We start from the raw sequence: 21,728 nt of genomic DNA on the forward strand, positions 1-21,728 counted from the left end.
GTTTAGTTGATTAACGGTATAAAGTAAAATGTCCTTTAAATTCTCTGTTATCGCCAGATTCATTAATTTTGACAATGTACCAATAGTCTCCTGAGGGTAATCGTTTCTTTTTATAGCTTCCATCCCAAGAACTCGTGTTGCCTTTATATGCAGCGATTAAACGTTGATATCTATCAAATATTTGTACAGATAGGTTTGGATAATTTTCAATATTAATAGGATACCAAGTATCATTTGTGCCATCACTATCTGGTGTAAAGAAATTAGGAATTTCAATATCTAAGAACTTTATAAATACAATGGCTTCTTTTAAACATCCGCGTTGATCTCTTACAACCAATTTGTGGTAACCTGATCTTGTTACGGTAAAACTACTTTCAGGTCCAAAATCTTCTTCCTCGGGTTGAATACTTTCGTCTGGAGAGTTAACACCTACAAATACAACTGCGTATTCATAAGTTGGTTCTCCTCCAGTAACTTGAATTTGATAAATATTCACTTCAGGTGTTTCTAAAAGTGTTGGCTCGCTAAGCGCCACGTATGAATCAATGAAAACATCTACCGGATCTGCAGAACATCCTGTTGAATTTTGCACAACAGTCACAGTATGATTTCCTGCTGAAACATTTTCAAAAATACCTGTAGTATTTGCAGAACCTCCATCTAGTCTATAGGTTACATCATTTCTATATTCTTCTGCTACAGTGGCAGTAACCGTATTCGATGCTCCTTCACATGAAAACCCTCCCGTTGCTTCCAATTGTAAATCAACTAGTTGATTCACCGTGATAGGTGTGGTAGTTTCACAGCTATTAACTCCTTTAACTTTACGAACAATAATTTCGTAATCTCCTTTTATCAATCCGCCAAAAGTTGGATTTGATTGGAAACTATTTCCTCCATCTATACTATAGGTTAATGTATTACCTGCATTGTTTTGAGATACATTAACTGTAATCGTACCATCACTATCTCCTTGACAAACGATATCAGTTTTGTCAACTGTGTATGCTATTTCTTCATCAAAATTTATATTGGCGACAGTCGTAGTAGTACAATTATTAGCATCTCTTACAGTTATGGTATGATCTCCTTCTTGTGTTGTTTCAAAAATGTTTGATGTTTGAAAAGTGCCACCATCCATACTATATTCATATGCATTATCACCTCCCGTAAAAACAGTACCACCTGTACCTGTTATTTCTATTCTCCCGCTAAGGGTATTACCATTACAAGGCATGATATTATCTAATACCACGTTTGATGCTTGTAATAATGTAGGCTCTTGCACTGTAAAACTAAATGTGTCGAAACACCCATCTGTATTCGTAATACGCACATTGTATGTACCTATATCTAAACCACTAAAAGTATGATTCTTAGCTGATATTAAACCTGTAGATTCATTAGTACTTGGTCCAGATATCTCATAATTAAAAGTAGCTGCATCATCTGTAATTGATATAGTAACACCTCCATCAGCGCTATCTTTACATTGATTATTAAATGGTGTAAATTCTACATCTAATCCATTTACTGTAACAACTCTCTCAGTTACTGTACAACCTACTTTGGTTTGTGTACATGTATATACGCCAGGACCACTAACCGTGATTGTTTGAGAATTAGCTGCTAATAAATTATCATCTTGATCTGTCCATCTGTAAATATTATAACCGTTATCACCAGAAATGGTTAAATTATTATTACAGAATTCTAATACAGTATCAAATTGACAAGAGCTTGTATCGACGAACAATTCCATAGCCCCAACGTTACCAAGACCACAACCACTAACACCATTTAATCCTGGCTTATTAATAATGGTTCCAGCTGGATTTGAAGCACCTGAATAAAAGGCCTCAAGACTATTAATCAATATATTAGTACAGGCATCAGAATAATCAAAACAATTTGATGAAGCCGTTACTTGATATCTTATATTATAAGCCGCATTATTTGGATCTGATTCTCTTACTAATAGTGAACTGTCTAAATCAAAACGGAGCACACGCGTGGTAGGGTTGAAAGTATAGGTAATTAATCCTCCTGCCAACGGGTTTCCATTTTCATCTAAAAATTCAAAAGAAGTATTATCTAATGTTACATTAATGGGTAATGTATTTAGAATGTAAGCGTTTTCACCATCATCAGTTCCTACATTTTCAAAATTTAAATTATACCAAACCGTTTCACCTAATTGAATAGGAGAACCTAAGGTTACTTGGTTCCCACTCAAGTTTTCGACACTTGTAAGCACCTCAATATCTGGTTCAATAATATTAACAGAGAAGGTATTTAAGAAAGGATAAATTCTATCGCCTTGAGTTGCTAGCCTTACCGTTGCTTCTGTAGCATTATTCTGCAACATCCAATTCGCTGGATTCGGATCTGAATTAAAAGGCGCCAAATCTACCAACGCTATATCCCAACCCAGCGTATTCGTGTGATTGGGGTTTTTAGTGGTTACTTGTGCTCCATCTATCGTTACTTTACTATTAAAAAAGTTATCTGAAGGATTTTCAGCATCTGATAGTATTGTAAAATTACTATTTGGATTTGTAGCAGGTAATAATTGATCTGCAAAATATAACTCTTCACCAGTAAATTGTCTATCTCCTTCTAATGCAACTATACCAATTTTACCTTCAACAGGTCCAAAAGGCGGTGTGGTAAATCCTGAATATTGAAATTGTTCTGTATTAGTAGGAGCAACTTCTGTCAATCCATCAAAAATTGAAATATATCTACTAGGTTCGTTTGGATCCTCAAATACAACAACCATTGTCCATCCCGCAGCTCTATTGTTATTAGTAGTAGAAATATCATTATCTACCCAAGCTGGTATATTCGCCACAGTATAGGTGCCATTCGGGTTACCTAAACCAGTTACTAGACTCGTAACGTCATAGAAAAACACCGTACTATCTGTAATCACGGGTGTTGCCAAAGAGCCTAAAGAAGCTCCAACAATATCTACATATCCTCCTGTAGGCATTCTAAATTTAATATTTTCTGGTGTTTGCCCAGTGGTCAAAGAATTCGTAGCCCAGTATAACCCAGCATACAATACTCTAGCACAACTTGTTGGTAAATTAAGCTGTGCACTACTTGAACTAAAGGTAGTAGCATCAGAGTCTATATCAATATAGACCATATCAAAATTGTTATTATTTTGATTACCAGTATAGGGTGTTGTAGGATGGTTTCCTACAATAGAATTACCAATTAAGGTAAGGTCTCCATTTACACCTGAGTTTTCGTATCGTTCTTGAAATGGAACAATATTTTGTGTGAAACCTAATGATGTACACATCATAAATATAACAAGAGATAACACTCTTGTCATGAAGGCTTTGGCTTGATTCATGAACTAATGTTTAGCGATTACTGTCTATTAACGATTGAATCAAGCTATTTATTTCACTTTAAATAGAGATTTTTAGACAGGAGATAGAAAAATATTATTAAATAATTGATTATTAATGATTTATATTTAAAATATTCATTTTATGAATAATGAAAATATGATATAAATAATGATAATCACTGGTATAGCAACAAATTGCAATGTTACGAAAAGAACGATAGAAATTATTAAAAATAGTATCTGTAAAAGATGCTTCTTGAAAGAAAAATCTTTAAGTTTTAATGAAAACAATTTAAGTTCAGAATTCATTAGAAAAACAAGTACCAATGTGGTAATAATTAGAAAAGTTTTGTTATTGATGAAATCAATTATTTCAATATGATTACTGTATGCATGAATTAATGGTAATGAAATAACAAACAATGCCATCGCTGGTGTTGGTAATCCAATGAACGAATCTGTCTGTCTATCATCTATATTGAACTTGGCTAATCTGTAACATGCTCCTAAGGTTAACAATAAGCCTAAAAAAGGCAATAATTGAATGGGTTGAAACTTATATCCTATCCAGACCATATGATCGTTCGTTTCTATGAACGATGATGTAAACCAATCGTATTCAGACCAATCACCAAGCGACTTTCGTATCAATTGAAACATCACAACACCAGGTACCACTCCAGAAGTCACCATATCTGCCAATGAGTCTAGTTGTACCCCAAGTTCACTCTGAACTTTTAATAATCGCGCAGCTAATCCGTCAAAAAAGTCAAAGAAGATGCCCAATAACACAAAAAAAGCAGCAACTACTAACCTATCGGTAGCCGCAAGCATTACAGCAATAACACCACATAACAAATTGAGTAATGTTATAATATTCGGAATATGCTTTTTAATGATTTTTAGATTTGATCTGGGTAAATTTAGTGAAATAATTTTGATTCGTTCTATCTATGAAGTTGTAAAAAGAACTACCCTTAATTGTAGTAAATAAATTGTAAATAACGAGCGGCCAAAATTACTTTTGGCCGCTCAATCTCTAATGTTGTACATAATATCCTCGTTTTTTGTTAAACAATCTGTCTTCGAAATCATTCAATTCGTGGTAACAAATTTGTATTCTAATTGGAGGTTCTTGTTTTTGAAAAATTAATGTTCTCATTCGTTTTATTTTAAGTTTGGATAATTATTTTTTACTTATAGCGTCTGTAGGTGTTCCACGATGTTCTTACTGTGTGTCCTAATAAACTCTTTTTTTCGATGTTCTTTGATGTTCTCATAATGTTTAAATTTGATAGATTACTAAATTGTTTAATTAACGGTAACGCCTTTTAATATTCCAAGATGTTCTTGATGTGTGTCCTAAAAGACTCTTTTTTTCAATGTTTTTAATTGTTCTCATAATGATTATTTTTAATGTTCGTTTCTTATATGACGCTTATATTTCAAAAATGTTACAGTACTTGGTAATACATAGTACTATTTTAACAAATATTTATGAAAAAATAAAGTGACTTTATATGCAAACGCATAAATAGTTACTTTAGGAACAACTCTGTTAATAAATAATCGTAGTACTGTTTCATTTTTTATATTGAAATAGTATTTTAGCAACGCTTCAAACAACATTTAATGGCTAAACAGACTTCATATACCGAAGATAATATTCGTTCGCTCGATTGGAAAGAGCATATTAGAATGCGCCCTGGTATGTATATTGGTAAATTGGGTGATGGTTCTTCACCAGATGATGGTATCTATATACTTATTAAAGAAGTGCTAGATAATTCTATTGATGAATATGTTATGGGTGCTGGTAAAACCATAGAGGTTGCTGTGAAAGATAAAACAGTTTCTGTTCGCGATTATGGTCGAGGCATCCCTTTAGGTAAAGTTGTAGATGTTGTTTCTAAAATGAATACTGGTGGTAAGTATGATTCGAGAGCATTTAAAAAATCAGTAGGGTTAAATGGTGTAGGTACCAAAGCTGTTAACGCACTATCTTCACATTTTAAAGTGCAATCTATTAGAGATGATCAAACTAAGATAGCAGAATTTGAAAAAGGAACTATTGTTGTAGATGATGAGGCGCAACCTTCTACATTACGAAAAGGTACTAAGGTTACCTTTATACCAGACGAAACGATATTCCATAATTTTAAGTTTCGTAGTGAGTACATCATCAAAATGATTAAGAACTATGTGTATCTCAATCCGGGATTAACCATTCTTTTTAATGGAGAAAAGTATTTTTCTGAGAACGGATTAAAAGATCTTCTTGAAGAAAATATCTCGAAAGACGATATGCTCTACCCTATTATTCATCTTAAAGGAGAGGATATAGAAATCGCGTTAACGCATAGTAGAACGCAGTATAGCGAAGAATACCATTCGTTTGTAAATGGTCAGCATACTACGCAAGGAGGAACGCATCAAAATGCTTTTAGAGAAGCCGTTGTAAAAACGGTTCGAGAATTTTTTGGTAAAAATTTTGAAGCTTCAGACATCAGAAAATCAATTGTTTCTGCGGTCTCAGTTAAAGTAATGGAGCCCGTTTTTGAAAGTCAAACAAAAACAAAATTAGGCTCCACAGAAATGGGAGGTGGTTTACCCACAGTACGAACTTTTATAAACGACTTTGTAAAAACCAACCTCGATAATTATCTACACAAAAATGTAGAAGCTGCAGAAAAGCTTAACAAAAAGATCTTACAAGCTGAGAAAGAACGTAAAGAACTTTCTGGTATTCGAAAGTTAGCCCGTGATCGCGCGAAAAAAGCCAGTTTACACAATAAAAAGCTACGTGATTGTAGAGTGCATTTGGGCGATATGAAAAAAGACAACCGCCTCGATAGCACCTTATTTATCACAGAAGGAGACTCTGCTAGTGGCTCCATAACTAAATCACGCGATGTAAACACACAAGCTGTTTTTAGCTTACGCGGAAAGCCGCTGAACTCTTTTGGCATGTCGAAAAAGATTGTGTATGAAAATGAAGAGTTCAATTTATTACAGGCGGCACTCAATATAGAAGATGGTATTGAAAATCTACGCTATAACAATATCGTAATTGCTACAGATGCCGATGTTGATGGTATGCACATTCGTTTACTACTCATTACTTTTTTTCTACAATTCTTCCCAGAATTAATTAAAGAAGGACATTTATATATACTTGAAACACCGCTCTTTAGAGTTCGTGATAAAAAAGACACTCATTATTGCTACTCAGAAACTGAAAAGCAAGAAGCTATAAAAAAATTAAAAGGAAAACCTGAAATCACCCGATTTAAAGGGCTTGGAGAAATCTCACCAAATGAATTTGCGCACTTTATTGGAGATAACATACGTCTAGATCCGATTATGTTAGATAAAGAAATGTCGATCGAACAATTACTAACCTTTTACATGGGTAAAAACACACCCGACAGGCAGAAATTCATTATAGAGAACCTAAAAGTAGAATTAGATCTTGTTGAAGAGAAAGAACAAGTAGGAATTGAAGAATAAACCCCATGCAAGACGAAAACGAATTAGAAAATAACCAAGAGCAGCAAGAAACCATTACCAGAGTTACTGGTATGTATAAAGATTGGTTTCTAGACTATGCTTCGTATGTGATTTTAGAGCGTGCCGTGCCTAAAATAGACGATGGTTTGAAGCCTGTACAGCGTCGTATTATGCAGTCTATGAAAGATCTTGATGATGGGCGTTACAATAAGGTAGCGAATTTGGTAGGACACACCATGCAGTACCACCCACATGGTGATGCAAGTATTGCAGATGCCATGGTACAATTGGGCCAAAAAGAGTTATTGATCGATATGCAAGGTAACTGGGGTAATATACTAACTGGTGACCGCGCTGCCGCTTCACGATATATTGAAGCACGCCTTTCAAAATTTGCGTTAGAAGTAGTCTTCAATCCGAAAACTACCGATTGGCAAGCATCCTATGATGGACGTAAAAAAGAACCTATAGACCTTCCTGTTAAATTTCCGTTGTTATTAGCGCAAGGCGCCGAAGGTATTGCTGTAGGGCTCTCTACTAAAATTCTTCCACATAATTTTAACGAACTTATTGATGCCTCTATAAAGTATTTAAAAGGAAGAAGTTTTAAGCTTGTACCTGATTTTATAACAGGTGGAATTGCAGACGTTACCAACTATAATGATGGTAAGCGCGGTGGTAAAGTAAGAGTACGATCAAAAATATCACAGTTAGATAAAAACACATTAGTAATTAATGAGTTACCTTATGGAACTACTACGAGCACTTTAATAGATTCAATTCTAAAAGCTAATGAAAAAGGTAAGATCAAAATAAAGCGAATAGAAGACAATACGGCAGCCAATGTTGAAATTTTAGTACACCTACCCTCTGGCGTTTCTCCAGATAAAATGATCGATGCCTTATACGCATTTACCTATTGCGAACAATCCATTTCTCCTTTATGCTGTGTGATTGAAGATAATAAGCCTGTTTTTATTGGCGTTACCGAAATCTTAAAGCGATCTACAGATCATACGGTAGCTTTGTTAAAACAAGAGCTTGAAATTCAACTGAATGAATTGCAAGAACAATGGCATTTCGCTTCGTTAGAGCGTATTTTTATTGAAAATCGTATTTATCGCGACATCGAAGAAGAAGAAACATGGGAAGGTGTGATTGCAGCGATTGACAAAGGCCTAAAACCCCATATAAAACATCTTAAAAGAGCGGTGACCGAAGAAGATATCGTCCGCTTGACGGAAATTAGAATTAAAAAGATTTCTAAGTTCGATATTGATAAGGCAAAACAGTTTATAGAGAGTCTTGAATACAAAATTGCTGAAGTAAAGAACTACCTCGCCAACCTTATTGAATATGCCATTGATTATTTTAAGAAGCTAAAAGATAAATACGGTAAAGATAAAGAGCGAAAAACAGAGATTCGCATATTCGAAGATATCGTAGCCACAAAGGTAGCTATGAAAAACGCAAAGTTGTATGTAAATCGTGAAGAAGGTTTTATAGGTACCGGACTAAAGCGTGATGAATTTGTGACCGATTGCTCAGATATTGATGATATCATCGTGTTTAGACAAGATGGTATCATGATGGTTACAAAGCTCGATAGCAAAACCTTTGTGGGTAAAAGTATTATTCATGTAGCTGTGTTTAAAAAGAAAGACAAACGCACCGTTTATAACATGATTTATCGTGATGGCAGATCAGGCCCTACCTATATGAAACGTTTTTCGGTGACCAGTATCACGCGAGATAAAGAATACGACCTTACCGCTGGCAACAAGCAATCTAAAGTATTGTATTTCTCTGCCAACCCTAATGGTGAAGCCGAGATCATTACCATCCACTTAAGGGCTGTTGGTAGCATTAAAAAGTTGAAATGGGATATTGATTTTGCCGATTTGGCTATTAAAGGGCGTAGCAGCAGAGGAAATACAGTTACCAAATACGCTGTAAAGCGTATCGAACTTAAAGAAAAAGGTATTTCTACACTAAAACCACGCAAAATCTGGTTTGATGATACGGTGCAGCGTCTTAATGTAGATGGCCGTGGTGATCTTTTAGGGGAATTTACTGCAGAAGATCGCTTGTTAATCATTAATCAGTCAGGTACGGTAAAGACGATCATGCCAGAATTAACAACACATTTTGATGACGATATGATCGTGTTAGAAAAATGGTTGCCAAACAAACCTATTTCTGTGGTGCATTTTGAAGGTGAAAAACAGCGTTATTATGTAAAACGCTTTATGATCGACAACCCGAATAAAGAAGAAACATTCATTTCAGACCACCCGAAATCACAACTAGAAATCGTTTCAACAGAATTTAGACCGATCGCCGAAGTTCTATTCTCTAAAAGAAGCCTAGAACCCATGCAAGTAAATTTTGAAGAATTTATTTCGGTAAAAGGAATTAAAGCTATTGGAAACCAATTAACTACAGAAAAAATAAAACAAGTTAATTTATTAGAGCCACTACCCTATCAGCCACCGCAAGAAGAAGAAATTGAAGTGATTGATGAAGAACATGTTTCTGATAAAGATACGGATGAACCATCAGGAGATGATGCGCAGGCAACACTATTTTAACGCCTTGTATTCTTGTAAAAAATGAACAAACTGTGCGACGGCCTTGGCACGGTGACTTATCTTGTTTTTTTCATGTAAGGGCATCTCGGCAAAAGAACGCTCATATCCATCAGGTACAAAGATAGGATCGTATCCAAATCCTTCAGAACCGCATTTTTCTCGTAAAATTTCACCCTTACACACACCTTCAAATACATAGCTTTTTCCGTCAAGGTTAAGAGCAATCACCGTTTTGAACTGGGCACTTCGCTCTGCCTTACCTTCTAAATAGGTCAGTACTTTTTGCATATTCGCAGCTGCATCTCTAGTTGCGCCAGCATAGCGCGCCGAATAGACACCTGGCGCTCCGTTTAACGTAGTAACTTCTAAACCCGTATCATCAGCAAAACAATTGTACCCGTAGTTATGTGTCACATAATCAGCTTTGAGCTGTGCATTGCCCATAAGCGTTTTGGCAGTTTCAGGTATTTCGTCTATACAATTAATATCTGTTAAACTTAGTAACTCAATACTTTTAGGTACTAATTGCTGTACTTCTTGTAGCTTATTTACATTATGGGTGGCAAAAACGATCTTCATATGAGCACAAAAGTAAACGATCTTACTCATTTTAAGCATGACCTATGTCTAATTTATTGAAAATCAAAAAATAAAATAAGTTTTTATAGTTCGAATCATTTTAAAAGACCTACTTTCGCGGCTTAATTAAATACATTTATTATTATGAGTACTGGTACAGTAAAATTTTTTAATGACTCTAAAGGTTTTGGATTCATAACAGAAGACGATAACAACAAAGAGCATTTCGTACACATTTCTGGATTAATCGACGATGTTAGAGAAGGTGATAAAGTTGAATTCGATTTAACAGAAGGTAAAAAGGGTTTAAACGCAGTGAATGTGAAAGTAATGTAATTACTTCAAATATTTTTTACAAGAGAAGCATGCCGAAACGCATGCTTTTTTTATGCCTAGAATCTAATAGCTTTATGGAATGAAGAAATTTGTATGTAAGTTTTGTAGTTGCTCTATTGGCAAGTGCGCTCTACGAAGCCAAGACCCACATCATTTTGACTCAAAAGTTGACTCCTTGCAACAACTCCCAATTCAGAAAGTAGATACTTTAGCGATTTACAAACCTCAGATATGTTCTAAATTAGTGCTAAACCGAGCTCAGCGTAATAGGTCTTTAACAAACAATATAAAGTCTTCAAAACCTTACTAAAAACTACTATGGCAATAATAGCAAACTCACCTACCTCGATATTTGGGAGTTGATGCTTACCAAAAAAGGGAAGCCTGAACCGATGCTTTTTATTGCGGATAGCTTACATATGAACCGCAAAGGCTATGCTTGTGGAAACAACTATTATGTATAAAGCACTAAAATGGTAGCCTATTAGGATGCTTGGCAAGGTGTCTTTCGTGCAACGGTATTATTTTTAGCAGCTTGCATACACACTTTTCTTTCTCTATTATTTTCATTATTGGTAGGTGCTACCGATTCGTTTCGCTGTACCTTTTCGATAGCCTCTACACGTTGATACAACGGAATCATAAGCACAGTAGGCACAAGCACAAATAGTAATACGAATAAAGTGGCGAGTTTGATATTAATTTTCATGTGCGTGCTTTAATCATTAAAGATGCATTTCGTTGCAATGCAAAATACAGCTTGGATTTTAGTAACTGCCTTAAAGAAATCTTAAATAAATGATAAGGAAAAGATAGATTATTAGAATATAAAAATAGGAAAAATCCCCTGCAAAAAGGGGAAATATCCTCTTTCACAAACACTTATAAGCAACTAACTTAGCAATCTCTACAAGTACATATTCTATGTATAATTAAATAAATTCAATTGCTATGAACACTAACAGAAGAACTTCCGCTTGGGAGAAAAGAAACGAAGCAAATCAACTTGCTACACAAAGATTACATCCAAATCATTACACGAATGGTGATGAGCTAAAATTTAGGCACAAAAAAGGCGATACCATCACTAAATGCCATGATGAACTCCATAAGAAGAAACATGATAAAGAAATACCCATCAAATTAGATGGTAAACCATCGTACTTAATGAGTTTTACCAAAGGAATGCCTCATAATAAAGATACTGGTTTACTAAACAACCCGATTCACTTTCAATATTTTGTACGAGCCATTGACAGTGGTGGCTCGAGAGATTTTAGAGATACACCACTAGGGCCTAAAGGCTTCATTGGACACCCTAATAACTGCCCTAAACTCAAAAAAGATGATTGGAAATCGTTTAAAGCGAAAAATGTAGGTTCGAAAAAAGAGCCCGCGGGTGTACGTGCCTGGGAAAGTCAAAGTGCTGGATTAGCCCACGACCTAGAAGGGCCCGACGCACAAGCGGTTACGATGCCACCAGCTCCAACATTAGGTAGCGCTGAACTTACTGGAGAGATGGCTGAAGTTTATGCTCAAGCACTTCTACGTGATGTACCCTTTAATGCACTTAGTGCTGGAGTCATTGAAGAAGAATACACCAAGAATCCTTGCCAAAAAATTCCTAAAAACGGTGTATCGAACAAACCTACCTTAACAAAGCTTTGCGTTGATAAAAAAGATGTTGAAGAAGTACTTAAGTTTACAGAGAAACTTAAAAAAATCAGCTGGTTTTCGGGTACTGACTTAAAGCTCAACCCACAAGAAGAAGCGAGACGCTGTCATCGCATTTGCCCGAATCCAGCAACAGCCTTTCGAGGAATTACCAAAGGTGATGTCATTGGTCCTTACCTTTCGCAGTTTTTGTTAATGGGTAATAAAGGAATTAATGACAATAATAATGAAAGAAATCCAGAAGATGGCTTAGTCACCTATGGTGCTATTACGGTTGATCAACGCGTGCGTACCGCCAAACCCAGTAAAGATTATATGACTACCTGGGAAGAATGGCTTGACGTACAACATGGTGCAAAGTTGAATGGTCTAGAAGAGTATCTTCCAGGAGGTGCCACTGGCAGACGTTTTATCTATACACCTAGAGATTTAGCTACCTATGTACATTATGATGCTTTGTATGAAGCCTATTTAAATGCTTGTTTGATCTTATTAGGAGATGGTTATACATTCGATCCAGGAATTCCATTTCAAGAAGATGACAACAGAGACCACCAGCAAGGTTTTGCTCATTTTGGTGGTCCACATATTTTATCGTTAGTAACCGAAGTTGCTACACGTGCCTTAAAAGCAGTACGCTATCAGAAATACAATATACATAGGAGATGCCGACCTGAGGTAGTAGCAGCACGAATTACAAAATTTGATGTTTTAAAAGAGATGGCACCTCAACTTTTGAATGTAAAAAATGAATTGCAAGAGCTTCTCGATCATGTGGACGCGCACAATACCGAACAGAATGCGAAAGATCCTGATAAGATTATTACGCATCCTTTAAAGGATAATTATTTATTACCCATGGCATTTTGTGAAGGATCACCGATGCACCCAGCCTATGGTGCAGGTCATGCAACGGTTGCTGGTGCCTGTGTCACTATTTTAAAGGGATTTTTTGACTGTCAGCAAACCTTTAAGCCTGATGGTGAAAATTCAGATAAGGCGTTCGTGTCGGTTAATGAAGGACAATCTCTTAAATTGGTACCTGTATTTGATAAATACCTAAATAAAGCGCATTTAACGGTTGAAGGAGAATTGAATAAGTTAGCTTCTAATATTTCAATAGGTAGAAACTGGGCTGGTGTACATTATTTTACAGACTATTACGAGTCTATATTGATGGGTGAGCAGATCGCACTAGGTATTTTAGAGGAACAAAAATTAATGTTCGGTGAAAATTTTTCGATGACCGTTCCATTATTTGATGGCACTACCAGAAGAATCTAAAATTATTTTTTAGAAATAAAAAAAATGTATAGCTAAGTTTAGGCACAGTGCTTCTTTTGTAACACTGGTCAAAAACTTAGCTATAGTTTATGATTACGATCTCGCTTTTAGCAAAGAATTTTGTTCTTCTAACAATTCATTCATTCGAGTAAGCAATTCTATGTCTTTTGGAGTAACTACAGTTTCGTCTTTGGTGTCTTGCGCCTTTGAACGCAATCTATTCATCGCTTTTACTACTACAAAAATGGTAAGTCCTACAATTATAAAATCTAGAAAAGCTTCTGCCAAAGCACCATAAGCAATAGCAACTTCTTCTTGTAACACCGCACCCGATTCAGTGGTACTGGCATCACGAAGAATTATTTTACGATTCTCTAGGCTTAATCCGCTCGATAATAAAGACAATGGTGGCATAAGCACCTGTTTTACCAATACATCGATTACCGTATTAAACGCAGCACCAATAATAATACCTATCGCCATATCCATCATATTACCTTTAACAGCAAACTCTTTAAACTCTTGTAAAAATTTCATGTTGATTTATTTTTTGTCAATGTTAACAAAAATAATATAAGTGAATCCATCATAAATTTGAATATCTTAAAAATAATTGCAAATTCGCATCTTTAACCATATTGAAATTGAAAATTTTAGGAATAGACATTGGTGGTTCTGGTATTAAAGGAGCCATTGTCGATACTACCACGGGCGAATTACTTTCTGAAAAACACAGAATACCCACTCCAACGGGAAGAAAACCAGAAGATATTGCTACTACCGTAAAAGAGCTCATTGATCACTTTAATTGGAACGGTAAAGTAGGATGTGGATTACCCACCGTAATACATCACGGAAAAGCTGTACAGCATAGTAATCTTCATGAAAGTTGGAAAGGTATTCAAGTAGATGAATTGTTTCGTCAAAAAACAGGATTACCATTCACTGTAATTAATGATGCAGATGCAGCAGCCATAGCAGTCATGCATTTTGGCGTTGGCAAAGGTGAAATGGGATTTGTACTCATGATTACCATTGGTACGGGTTTAGGCTCGGGAGCCTTCTATGATGGGCATTTAATTCCTAATTTCGAACTTGGTAGCTTTCCTTATAAAAAATATGAACAGATAGAACATTATGCTGCCGATTCGGCTAGAAAACGTGACGGAATTTCTATACAAAACTGGGCAAAACGTTTTAATAAATTTTTAAAAATTGTCGAGCGTATGCTCACTCCTGATCTCATCATTTTAGGAGGCGGTGCCTCAAAAAAGTTTGATCAGTTTAAAGATGTGATTAATATTAATTCACCTGTAGTTCCCGCAAAATATCAAAATAATGCAGGTATTGTTGGAGCTGCTTTGGGTGTTGTTGAAGAAAAATATCATCAAAAGAAAGTAGCAAAAGTAGCAGAAAATCATGTATAAATCCGTAGTATATAAAAAACTTGTCTTTGGTGATCAAAACTTTTACAAAAACCAGGGAAGACCTTAAGAACATATAAAGAAAAACTATCGAAATAATTATTCATGGTGATAGGGCTCATTCTTTAAAATAGTAAGCGCTCTATATAATTGTTCAATAATAAAAATACGTATCATTTGATGCGAAAAGGTCATTTTTGATAATGCTACTTTGCCTTGAGCTTTTTCATACACTTTTTGAGAAAAACCATAGGGGCCACCAATTACAAATACGAGCTGCTTAATACCTGAGTTCATTTTTTTTTGCAAAAACCTAGAAAATTCAACCGATCGAAATTCATGACCTTTTTCATCTAGCAACAATAATTGATCTGTAGCTTCAATTCGCTTTAATATCACTTCACCTTCTCTTTCTTTCTGTTCTTTTTCTGAAAGATTTTTAGCATGTTTAATATCGGGTATTACTTCAAATTCAAATTTTATATAGTGCTTTAATCGCTTTTCATAAATATCGAAAAGCAGTGTTAGTTGCTTGTCGTCTGTCTTCCCAATTGCCAAAAGTTTAATTTTCATGAAGTAAATATAAAACTTATTTTTGCCTATCAAATTTTAAATGCATGATCTCTAAAGACCAATTTAATAAAGAACTTAAACTTATAATTTCAAATGCTATTCGTGAAGATGTAGGCGATGGTGATCATAGCTCTTTGGCTTGCATTCCCGATACTGCAAAAGGTAAAGCCAAGCTTTTGGTAAAAGATGAAGGGATTATAGCGGGTGTTGCCTTTGCAAAAATGGTATTTAACTATGTAGATAAAAATATGACTGTCGAAACACTCATTGAGGATGGTAGTCATGTAAAATACGGAGATATTGTTTTTTATGTTGAAGGAAGTTCACAATCTATATTAAAGGCAGAACGTCTTGTTTTGAATGCCATGCAACGTATGAGCGCAATTGCTACAAAAACAAGAACTTTTGTTGATCTATTAAAAGGTACAAATACCAAAGTTTTAGATACGCGTAAGACCACACCGGGCATTCGTGCTTTAGAAAAGTGGGCTGTGAAAATTGGTAGTGGCGAAAATCATCGTTTTGCCTTGTATGATATGATCATGCTAAAAGATAATCATATCGATTTTGCAGGAGGAATTACCAAAGCTATTGAGAAAACAAAACAGTATTTAAAAGATACTGATCGTGATCTTAAAATAATTGTAGAAGCGCGTAATCTTAAAGAAATAGAAGAAATATTACAATCTGAAGGTGTTTACAGAATCTTGATCGATAATTTCAATTATGAAGATACACGTAGAGCTGTTGCCATGATTGGTGATCAATGCTTAACGGAATCTTCGGGGGGTATTAATGAAAAAACGATTCGACATTATGCCGAATGTGGAGTTGATTATATCTCTTCGGGTGCACTCACCCATTCTGTGTATAATATGGATTTAAGTTTAAAGGCGGTATAGTTACTTCTGACTCTCTTTTAACATAGGTACAAAGCGAAAATCACCAAACTCATGTTTTTCGAATTCTTTGGCTCCTTTTTTAATATACAATGTCATTGTTTGTATGGCATCGCCCACAGGGATCACAAGCCTACCTCCTATTTTTAGCTGCTCTAATAAGGGTCTTGGTACAAAAGGTGCCCCAGCGGTAACAATAATTTTATCAAAAGGAGCAAATTCTGACCAGCCAGCATAGCCATCACCAAAGTTTAATTTTTTAGCCACATAGCCTACTTTGGGTAGAAATTTTTTTACTTTATCATACAATTCTTTTTGGCGTTCTATACTATAAACTTCCGCTTTAAGCGCGATTAAAACCGCAGTCTGATACCCAGAACCCGTACCAATTTCTAACACCTTATCTCCTTCTTTAATATCTAATAATTCGGTCTGAAAAGCGACCGTATAAGGTTGAGAAATTGTTTGATCGGCAGCAATAGGAAATGCCTTGTCTTGGTACGCAAAATCAATGAAGCCTGAATCCATAAACAGATGCCTCGGTATTTCTGAAATAGCATTCAATACTTTTTCGTCTTTAATACCTTTTGCCTGAACAGTTTTAACTAATTGATTTCTAAGTCCTTTGTGTCTTGCAGTATCTTTTATCATGTTGATTTCAAATTACGTAAATATTTAAGCAAATACGCAAGTGAAAATCTATTATTTCTTATTTTTGAGGAAATTTTTTTCTATGCTTAAGGTTGGTGTTTTAGGTGCTGGTCACCTCGGTAAAATACATTTAAAATTATTACAACAATCAGAAAAATATGACTTAGTAGGTTTTTATGACCCAAATGCTGAAAATGCTAAGGCTGTTGCAGAAAAATTTGGCTATACACCATTCGACACCATCTCTGAACTTATTGACGCTGTAGAAGTTGTAGATATCGTAACACCTACTCTTTCGCATTTTGATTGTGCTAAAGAAGCCATTACGAAAGGTCGTCATATTTTTATTGAAAAACCTATTACTACTACCGTTTCTGAAGCCGAGGCAATTAAAACCTTAGCGAGCAAGAATCATGTTCGCGGGCAAGTGGGTCATGTTGAGCGTTTTAACCCTGCCTTTATGGCTGTGAAAGACATGGTTGATAACCCTATGTTTATTGAAACACATCGTTTGGCAGAATTTAATCCAAGAGGTACAGACGTTTCTGTGGTATTAGATCTCATGATTCATGACATCGATATTATTTTAAGTGTTGTAGATTCTAAAGTCAAAAATATAAATGCTAGTGGTGTATCGGTAATTAGTGAAACCCCAGATATTGCAAATGCACGAATAGAATTTCAAAATGGATGCGTAGCGAACTTAACAGCGAGTAGAATCTCATTGAAAAATATGCGTAAAACACGTTTCTTTCAAAAAGATGCCTATGTATCGATAGATTTTCTTGATAAAAAAGTAGAAGTGGTAAAGATGAAAGATGTACCTGAAAATCCTGATGAATTTGCTATGATCTTACAAAATGCCGAAGGAGTTAAAAAACAAATCTATTTTGAAAACCCCAAAGTAGCACCTAACAACGCTATTTTAGATGAGTTAGAAACGTTTGCAGACGCCATAAATAACAATACCACACCTGTTGTAACCTTGTCTCATGGTGCCTATGCATTACGTGTAGCACAACAAATAATTGATAGTTTTTAAAATATATATTATACTTTCGCCTTCGCGGAATAAACCTAAATAAATGAAGAATGTAGCAGTACTTGGTGCAGGGACGATGGGTAACGGAATTGCCCATACCTTTGCACAATTTGGATACAAGGTCCAATTAATTGATATTTCTCAACAAGCGTTAGACAAAGGAATTGCAACCATAACCAAGAATCTTGACAGAATGGTTGCTAAAGAGAAAATAGCTGAACAAGATAAGACAGATACACTTACAAATATAGAAACACATACATCTGTTAAAGAGGGTGTTCAACAAGCAGACTTAGTTGTTGAGGCTGCTACAGAGCATATTGACCTAAAACTTGCTATTTTTAAAGAATTAAATGATGTATGTTCAAAAGAAACTATTTTGGCAAGTAATACATCTTCAATTTCTATAACAAAAATCGCATCAGTAACCGACAGACCCGAAATGGTTATTGGTATGCATTTTATGAATCCGGTACCCATTATGAAATTGGTAGAGATCATTAGAGGGTATAGTACCTCAGATGCCGTTACTCATACCATTATGGAACTTTCAAAGAAGTTAAATAAAGTTCCAGTAGCAGTAAATGACTATCCTGGCTTTATAGCCAATAGAATCTTAATGCCCATGTTGAATGAAGCTATATATTCACTGTATGAAGGAGTGGCGGGTGTTTATGAGATTGACACAGTCATGAAATTGGGTATGGCGCATCCTATGGGGCCCTTGCAACTGGCTGATTTTATAGGTTTAGATGTTTGCTTGTCAATTCTAAACGTACTTTATGAAGGTTTCGGAAACCCTAAATATGCCCCGTGTCCGCTATTGGTAAATATGGTAACTGCAGGTAAATTAGGAGTGAAATCTGGTGAAGGATTTTATGATTACTCAGAAAGTAGAAAAGCCGAAAAACTATCGAAGCAATTCTCTTAAAAAATGCTCGAAAAGGTTTTATTTTTGCTATGCCTTCTGAGTTGTATCGTTTGTAAATCTCAAGAAAAAAAGAAAGCATCAAATCTAAAACCAAAAACCATTACCATCCATTATGGATACGGTACTGAAGATAACTTTCTCTTTAACGATAGCGATTACACCTATGAAACTCATATCATACGCGTTTCTTTTTATTATCCGCTAAACAAGAAAAAATATCAATTAGGATTTAGTCTTCAACCTCAAGTTCATTTCTTACAGCATCAATTGAAAAATGAATTTTTTATACAACCGAATGAGGAAAATTTTGAAACGCTAAGAGAACGGTTTACACGTCTAAAACAAATGCAACTTTATGCACTTCAGGGCGAAATATCTATTCGAAAGAAAATTGCAAGAAAATGGGAGCTAGCTACTTTCGCATCCATAGGCCTAGCTATTATAAACATAGAAACTGAACGCTTGTCTAAAGGTTTTACGTTTATAGAGAATCTTGGATTAGAAATTAACTACTCGTTTAGTGAACGGTGGTTTATGACATTAAAACCAAACTACAATCATGTTTCGAATGCAAATTTACAACAAAGAAATAGCGGATATAACTCGTTAAACATTGAATTTGGGTTAGGATTTGATATACACTAAAACATAGCAATTCACTTATAATTTTTATACCTTTTTTAAATAGAAAAACCTTCAAGAAATCTTGAAGGCTTTTATGGGGTGGAAGATGGGGCTCGAACCCACGACCCTCGGTACCACAAACCGATGCTCTAACCAACTGAGCTACAACCACCATGTACTTAGCGGATGCAAATATAATCTATTTGCAAATGATGGCAAATAAAAAATAAAAAATCTTCCTTAAGAGATACCTTTATAATTTTTTAATATCAGAAAGTAAACTATTCAATGCATTCCATAATTTACCTTGTGTATTAGGACCACTTTGATTGGTTATGATTGAAATTCCTAACTTATATTTAGGTACAATAAGCAAATAATTTTGCATACCATAAGCACCTCCATGAATTGCATAGTACTCACCATGTTCTGAATCACTTAAAACTGGCCATAAATAAGCCATTTGCATATGGTCGTCGGTGTAAATTAATTTATGAGATTCATTCGCCGCGAGGTTTTTTTTATCAAGTTGAAATCTTATATAATTCATTAAATCTCTAGTGGTAGATTTTATTCCACCACCAGCTCCCCACAAAGTATTTGCAAAATGAGGAACTTTGTTATTATTTTCACCAAAACCATCAGCTAAATAATATACTTCTTTTTTAGATAAATGAACCTTTGTGTTATTCATTTCAGCTATTTTACAAATGTATTTTTGCAATAATTCTTCAAAAGACATTTCGTACACATTCTCAAGTATATGTGCCATCAACTCTGTATCAGAGCTTGAATAAACATATTTTGTTCCTGGCATATAATCTATAGTTATAGACTGTAAATCAGAAAGAAATTTTTCTTTATTATATTCTTTTTGAATATTATTAATTCTAAATGGTAAGTTTTCATCAATAGTATTGAATAGTTCATTTATTTCTTTTGGTAAAAATCTTGGCAAACCTGCTGTGTGGGTAATTAGATGCTTAATTTTTATTGGATTACCATCATATTCTAAATTTGAAAAATTACCAGTCAAATATTTTCTAACATCATCGTCTAAATGTATCTTTTTATCAAGAACTCCCTGTGCAACTAATGTCCCTGTAAATGATTTGCTGACTGAAGCAATTTCATAAATTGTTGTATCTGTTGGCTTGTTTCCTTTCCCTTTGTTTAACTCTCCATAATGTGCCGAGTAGGATTTTTCGTCTTTAATTACTCCTATTGAAACAGAATTTATTTTAGGATCTAAGAGCAAAGAGTCAGCTACATTCTTAATCACTTTTTCTATAATCTCACCTTTGTCTTGGTGAGCTAACTTCTTTTTATTCTTACAACTAATACTTAAAGTACAAATAATAAGAAAAACCAGTATTATCTTATCATTTTTTGATTTTTTTTTACTCAATAACATAGTTTGTTTTTTAATGCTACTTCTGGCGAATAATAATATCTCCATTCAGCGTTTTAAAGGTCATCTCGGCTCCTCCTCCGTTAATGGTACCAAATGTCCATTTATCTACATTTACTTTATACACATTTGATTTTCTACTTTTTTTAATATCGGCTTTTTTATCTACTATTTTCATATCGAAATCAGTATAGACAGAACCATTATCAGTTTTCGCCTTAATGTCAGCTTTTAAATTCTCTGGAAATGTGACATCAATATTACCATTAAGGCTGCTAAAGGCCATAGATTCATTTGTGTTAATTTTATTAAAAGTAACTGTAATATTTCTATTCAATGCGTCTGCAATTACCGAACCACTCACATTCTTCATATCAACTTTACCATTGGTGTTACTCACCTCTAGTTCGCCACTTACACCTTCTACATAGATATTTCCATTATTGGTTACATTTAATTTAAGATCAAAGTCTTTGGGTACTTTAATTGTAAAATCAGTAACAGTATTTATATTCTTTGAACGTACTCTAATTTTATTATCAACTTCTTCAACCGAAAATCGAACTTCATTCGAGTTGATTTTCTTTAAGCCATATTTCTGCTTTTCTTTTTGTTTTCTAGATGCTCTTGCAACTGCGTTTACAATAACATCGTTACCCAGATGACTTTCAACAGAAATAGAGCCGTTTAATAAATACATGGTTAGTTTGCCTTTTGCTCCAGGTTTACTCAATGGCACCACCACTTCTTCTTGCGCCTGTAACATGAAAGCTCCACATAAAAATACTAATAATAATATTTTATTTATCAATATATTATACTTTTTCAT

At 34.8% G+C, this 21,728-nt stretch carries 19 protein-coding genes and 1 tRNA gene; 9 read left to right on the forward strand and 11 right to left on the reverse strand.

Going from position 1 to position 21,728, the window contains the following annotated elements:
• Nucleotides 1-10 precede the first annotated feature (10 nt).
• From AC1EUY_RS11545 to AC1EUY_RS11555, 3 genes are all read right to left on the reverse strand, one after another.
• Nucleotides 11-3,370, reverse strand: coding sequence for a T9SS type B sorting domain-containing protein (locus AC1EUY_RS11545; protein ID WP_480195694.1), 3,360 nt, complete (start codon nt 3,368-3,370; stop codon nt 11-13).
• 135 nt (nt 3,371-3,505) lie between these two features.
• Nucleotides 3,506-4,321 carry a CDP-alcohol phosphatidyltransferase family protein gene (locus tag AC1EUY_RS11550; protein WP_480195720.1) on the reverse strand — a complete coding sequence of 272 codons (816 nt, stop codon included), beginning with the start codon at nt 4,319-4,321 and terminating at the stop codon, nt 3,506-3,508.
• 88 nt (nt 4,322-4,409) lie between these two features.
• A complete protein-coding gene (locus AC1EUY_RS11555) occupies nt 4,410-4,532 on the reverse strand; it encodes a hypothetical protein (protein ID WP_480195695.1) in 123 nt (40 codons plus the stop codon).
• A gap of 470 nt (nt 4,533-5,002) precedes the next feature.
• On the opposite strand from AC1EUY_RS11555, the gene AC1EUY_RS11560 reads away from it, so the two are divergent.
• Both AC1EUY_RS11560 and AC1EUY_RS11565 read left to right on the forward strand, forming a co-directional pair.
• A complete protein-coding gene (locus tag AC1EUY_RS11560) occupies nt 5,003-6,880 on the forward strand; it encodes a DNA topoisomerase IV subunit B (RefSeq protein WP_480195696.1) in 1,878 nt (625 codons plus the stop codon).
• A gap of 5 nt (nt 6,881-6,885) precedes the next feature.
• Nucleotides 6,886-9,471 carry a DNA gyrase/topoisomerase IV subunit A gene (locus tag AC1EUY_RS11565; protein WP_480195697.1) on the forward strand — a complete coding sequence of 862 codons (2,586 nt, stop codon included), beginning with the start codon at nt 6,886-6,888 and terminating at the stop codon, nt 9,469-9,471.
• Here the strand turns inward: AC1EUY_RS11565 and AC1EUY_RS11570 are convergent.
• On the reverse strand, nt 9,463-10,050 hold the full coding sequence (locus tag AC1EUY_RS11570) for a non-canonical purine NTP diphosphatase (protein ID WP_480195698.1): 588 nt from the start codon (nt 10,048-10,050) through the stop codon (nt 9,463-9,465). The two genes, AC1EUY_RS11565 and AC1EUY_RS11570, sit on opposite strands and share 9 nt — an antisense overlap.
• A gap of 144 nt (nt 10,051-10,194) precedes the next feature.
• Here AC1EUY_RS11570 and AC1EUY_RS11575 point away from each other — a divergent pair, with 144 nt between their 5' ends.
• On the forward strand, nt 10,195-10,386 hold the full coding sequence (locus AC1EUY_RS11575) for a cold-shock protein (protein WP_480195699.1): 192 nt from the start codon (nt 10,195-10,197) through the stop codon (nt 10,384-10,386).
• 484 nt (nt 10,387-10,870) lie between these two features.
• Here the strand turns inward: AC1EUY_RS11575 and AC1EUY_RS11580 are convergent, their stop codons facing one another.
• Nucleotides 10,871-11,095: a hypothetical protein gene (locus AC1EUY_RS11580; RefSeq protein ID WP_480195700.1), complete on the reverse strand. Its 225-nt coding sequence runs from the start codon at nt 11,093-11,095 to the stop codon at nt 10,871-10,873.
• A gap of 242 nt (nt 11,096-11,337) precedes the next feature.
• Here AC1EUY_RS11580 and AC1EUY_RS11585 point away from each other — a divergent pair, with 242 nt between their 5' ends.
• Nucleotides 11,338-13,344, forward strand: a complete 2,007-nt coding sequence (locus AC1EUY_RS11585) for a vanadium-dependent haloperoxidase (protein WP_480195701.1) — start codon at nt 11,338-11,340, stop codon at nt 13,342-13,344.
• A 93-nt stretch (nt 13,345-13,437) separates the two neighbouring features.
• On the opposite strand, the gene mscL is transcribed toward AC1EUY_RS11585, so the two are convergent.
• Nucleotides 13,438-13,881: a large conductance mechanosensitive channel protein MscL gene (gene mscL, locus AC1EUY_RS11590; protein ID WP_480195702.1), complete on the reverse strand. Its 444-nt coding sequence runs from the start codon at nt 13,879-13,881 to the stop codon at nt 13,438-13,440.
• A gap of 107 nt (nt 13,882-13,988) precedes the next feature.
• On the opposite strand from mscL, the gene ppgK reads away from it, so the two are divergent.
• Nucleotides 13,989-14,771, forward strand: coding sequence for a polyphosphate--glucose phosphotransferase (gene ppgK / locus AC1EUY_RS11595; RefSeq protein WP_480195703.1), 783 nt, complete (start codon nt 13,989-13,991; stop codon nt 14,769-14,771).
• 96 nt (nt 14,772-14,867) lie between these two features.
• On the opposite strand, the gene rlmH is transcribed toward ppgK, so the two are convergent.
• A complete protein-coding gene (gene rlmH, locus AC1EUY_RS11600; RefSeq protein WP_480195704.1) occupies nt 14,868-15,341 on the reverse strand; it encodes a 23S rRNA (pseudouridine(1915)-N(3))-methyltransferase RlmH in 474 nt (157 codons plus the stop codon).
• A gap of 44 nt (nt 15,342-15,385) precedes the next feature.
• On the opposite strand from rlmH, the gene nadC reads away from it, so the two are divergent.
• Entirely contained in the window at nt 15,386-16,243 is an 858-nt protein-coding gene (gene nadC / locus AC1EUY_RS11605; protein ID WP_480195705.1) for a carboxylating nicotinate-nucleotide diphosphorylase, read from the forward strand.
• Here nadC and AC1EUY_RS11610 read toward each other — a convergent pair whose 3' ends face one another.
• A complete protein-coding gene (locus AC1EUY_RS11610) occupies nt 16,244-16,888 on the reverse strand; it encodes a protein-L-isoaspartate(D-aspartate) O-methyltransferase (protein WP_480195721.1) in 645 nt (214 codons plus the stop codon).
• Nucleotides 16,889-16,973: 85 nt separating this feature from the next.
• Here AC1EUY_RS11610 and AC1EUY_RS11615 point away from each other — a divergent pair, with 85 nt between their 5' ends.
• From AC1EUY_RS11615 to AC1EUY_RS11625, 3 genes are read left to right on the forward strand one after another with little or no spacing between them, the layout of a single operon-like run.
• Entirely contained in the window at nt 16,974-17,933 is a 960-nt protein-coding gene (locus AC1EUY_RS11615; protein WP_480195706.1) for a Gfo/Idh/MocA family protein, read from the forward strand.
• A 43-nt stretch (nt 17,934-17,976) separates the two neighbouring features.
• Nucleotides 17,977-18,864, forward strand: coding sequence for a 3-hydroxybutyryl-CoA dehydrogenase (locus tag AC1EUY_RS11620; RefSeq protein ID WP_480195707.1), 888 nt, complete (start codon nt 17,977-17,979; stop codon nt 18,862-18,864).
• 3 nt (nt 18,865-18,867) lie between these two features.
• Nucleotides 18,868-19,509 carry an acyloxyacyl hydrolase gene (locus AC1EUY_RS11625; protein ID WP_480195708.1) on the forward strand — a complete coding sequence of 214 codons (642 nt, stop codon included), beginning with the start codon at nt 18,868-18,870 and terminating at the stop codon, nt 19,507-19,509.
• Between the two features lie 74 nt (nt 19,510-19,583).
• Here AC1EUY_RS11625 and AC1EUY_RS11630 read toward each other — a convergent pair.
• The 3 genes from AC1EUY_RS11630 to AC1EUY_RS11640 form a co-directional block, all read right to left on the reverse strand.
• A tRNA-His gene (locus AC1EUY_RS11630) sits at nt 19,584-19,660 on the reverse strand.
• 81 nt (nt 19,661-19,741) lie between these two features.
• A complete protein-coding gene (locus AC1EUY_RS11635) occupies nt 19,742-20,947 on the reverse strand; it encodes a serine hydrolase domain-containing protein (RefSeq protein WP_480195709.1) in 1,206 nt (401 codons plus the stop codon).
• Nucleotides 20,919-21,728, reverse strand: coding sequence for a DUF4097 family beta strand repeat-containing protein (locus tag AC1EUY_RS11640; RefSeq protein WP_480195710.1), 810 nt, complete (start codon nt 21,726-21,728; stop codon nt 20,919-20,921). Before AC1EUY_RS11640 ends, AC1EUY_RS11635 begins: the two co-directional genes overlap by 29 nt.

The sequence above is a fragment of the Maritimimonas sp. 2210JD6-3 genome (genome assembly GCF_056591795.1).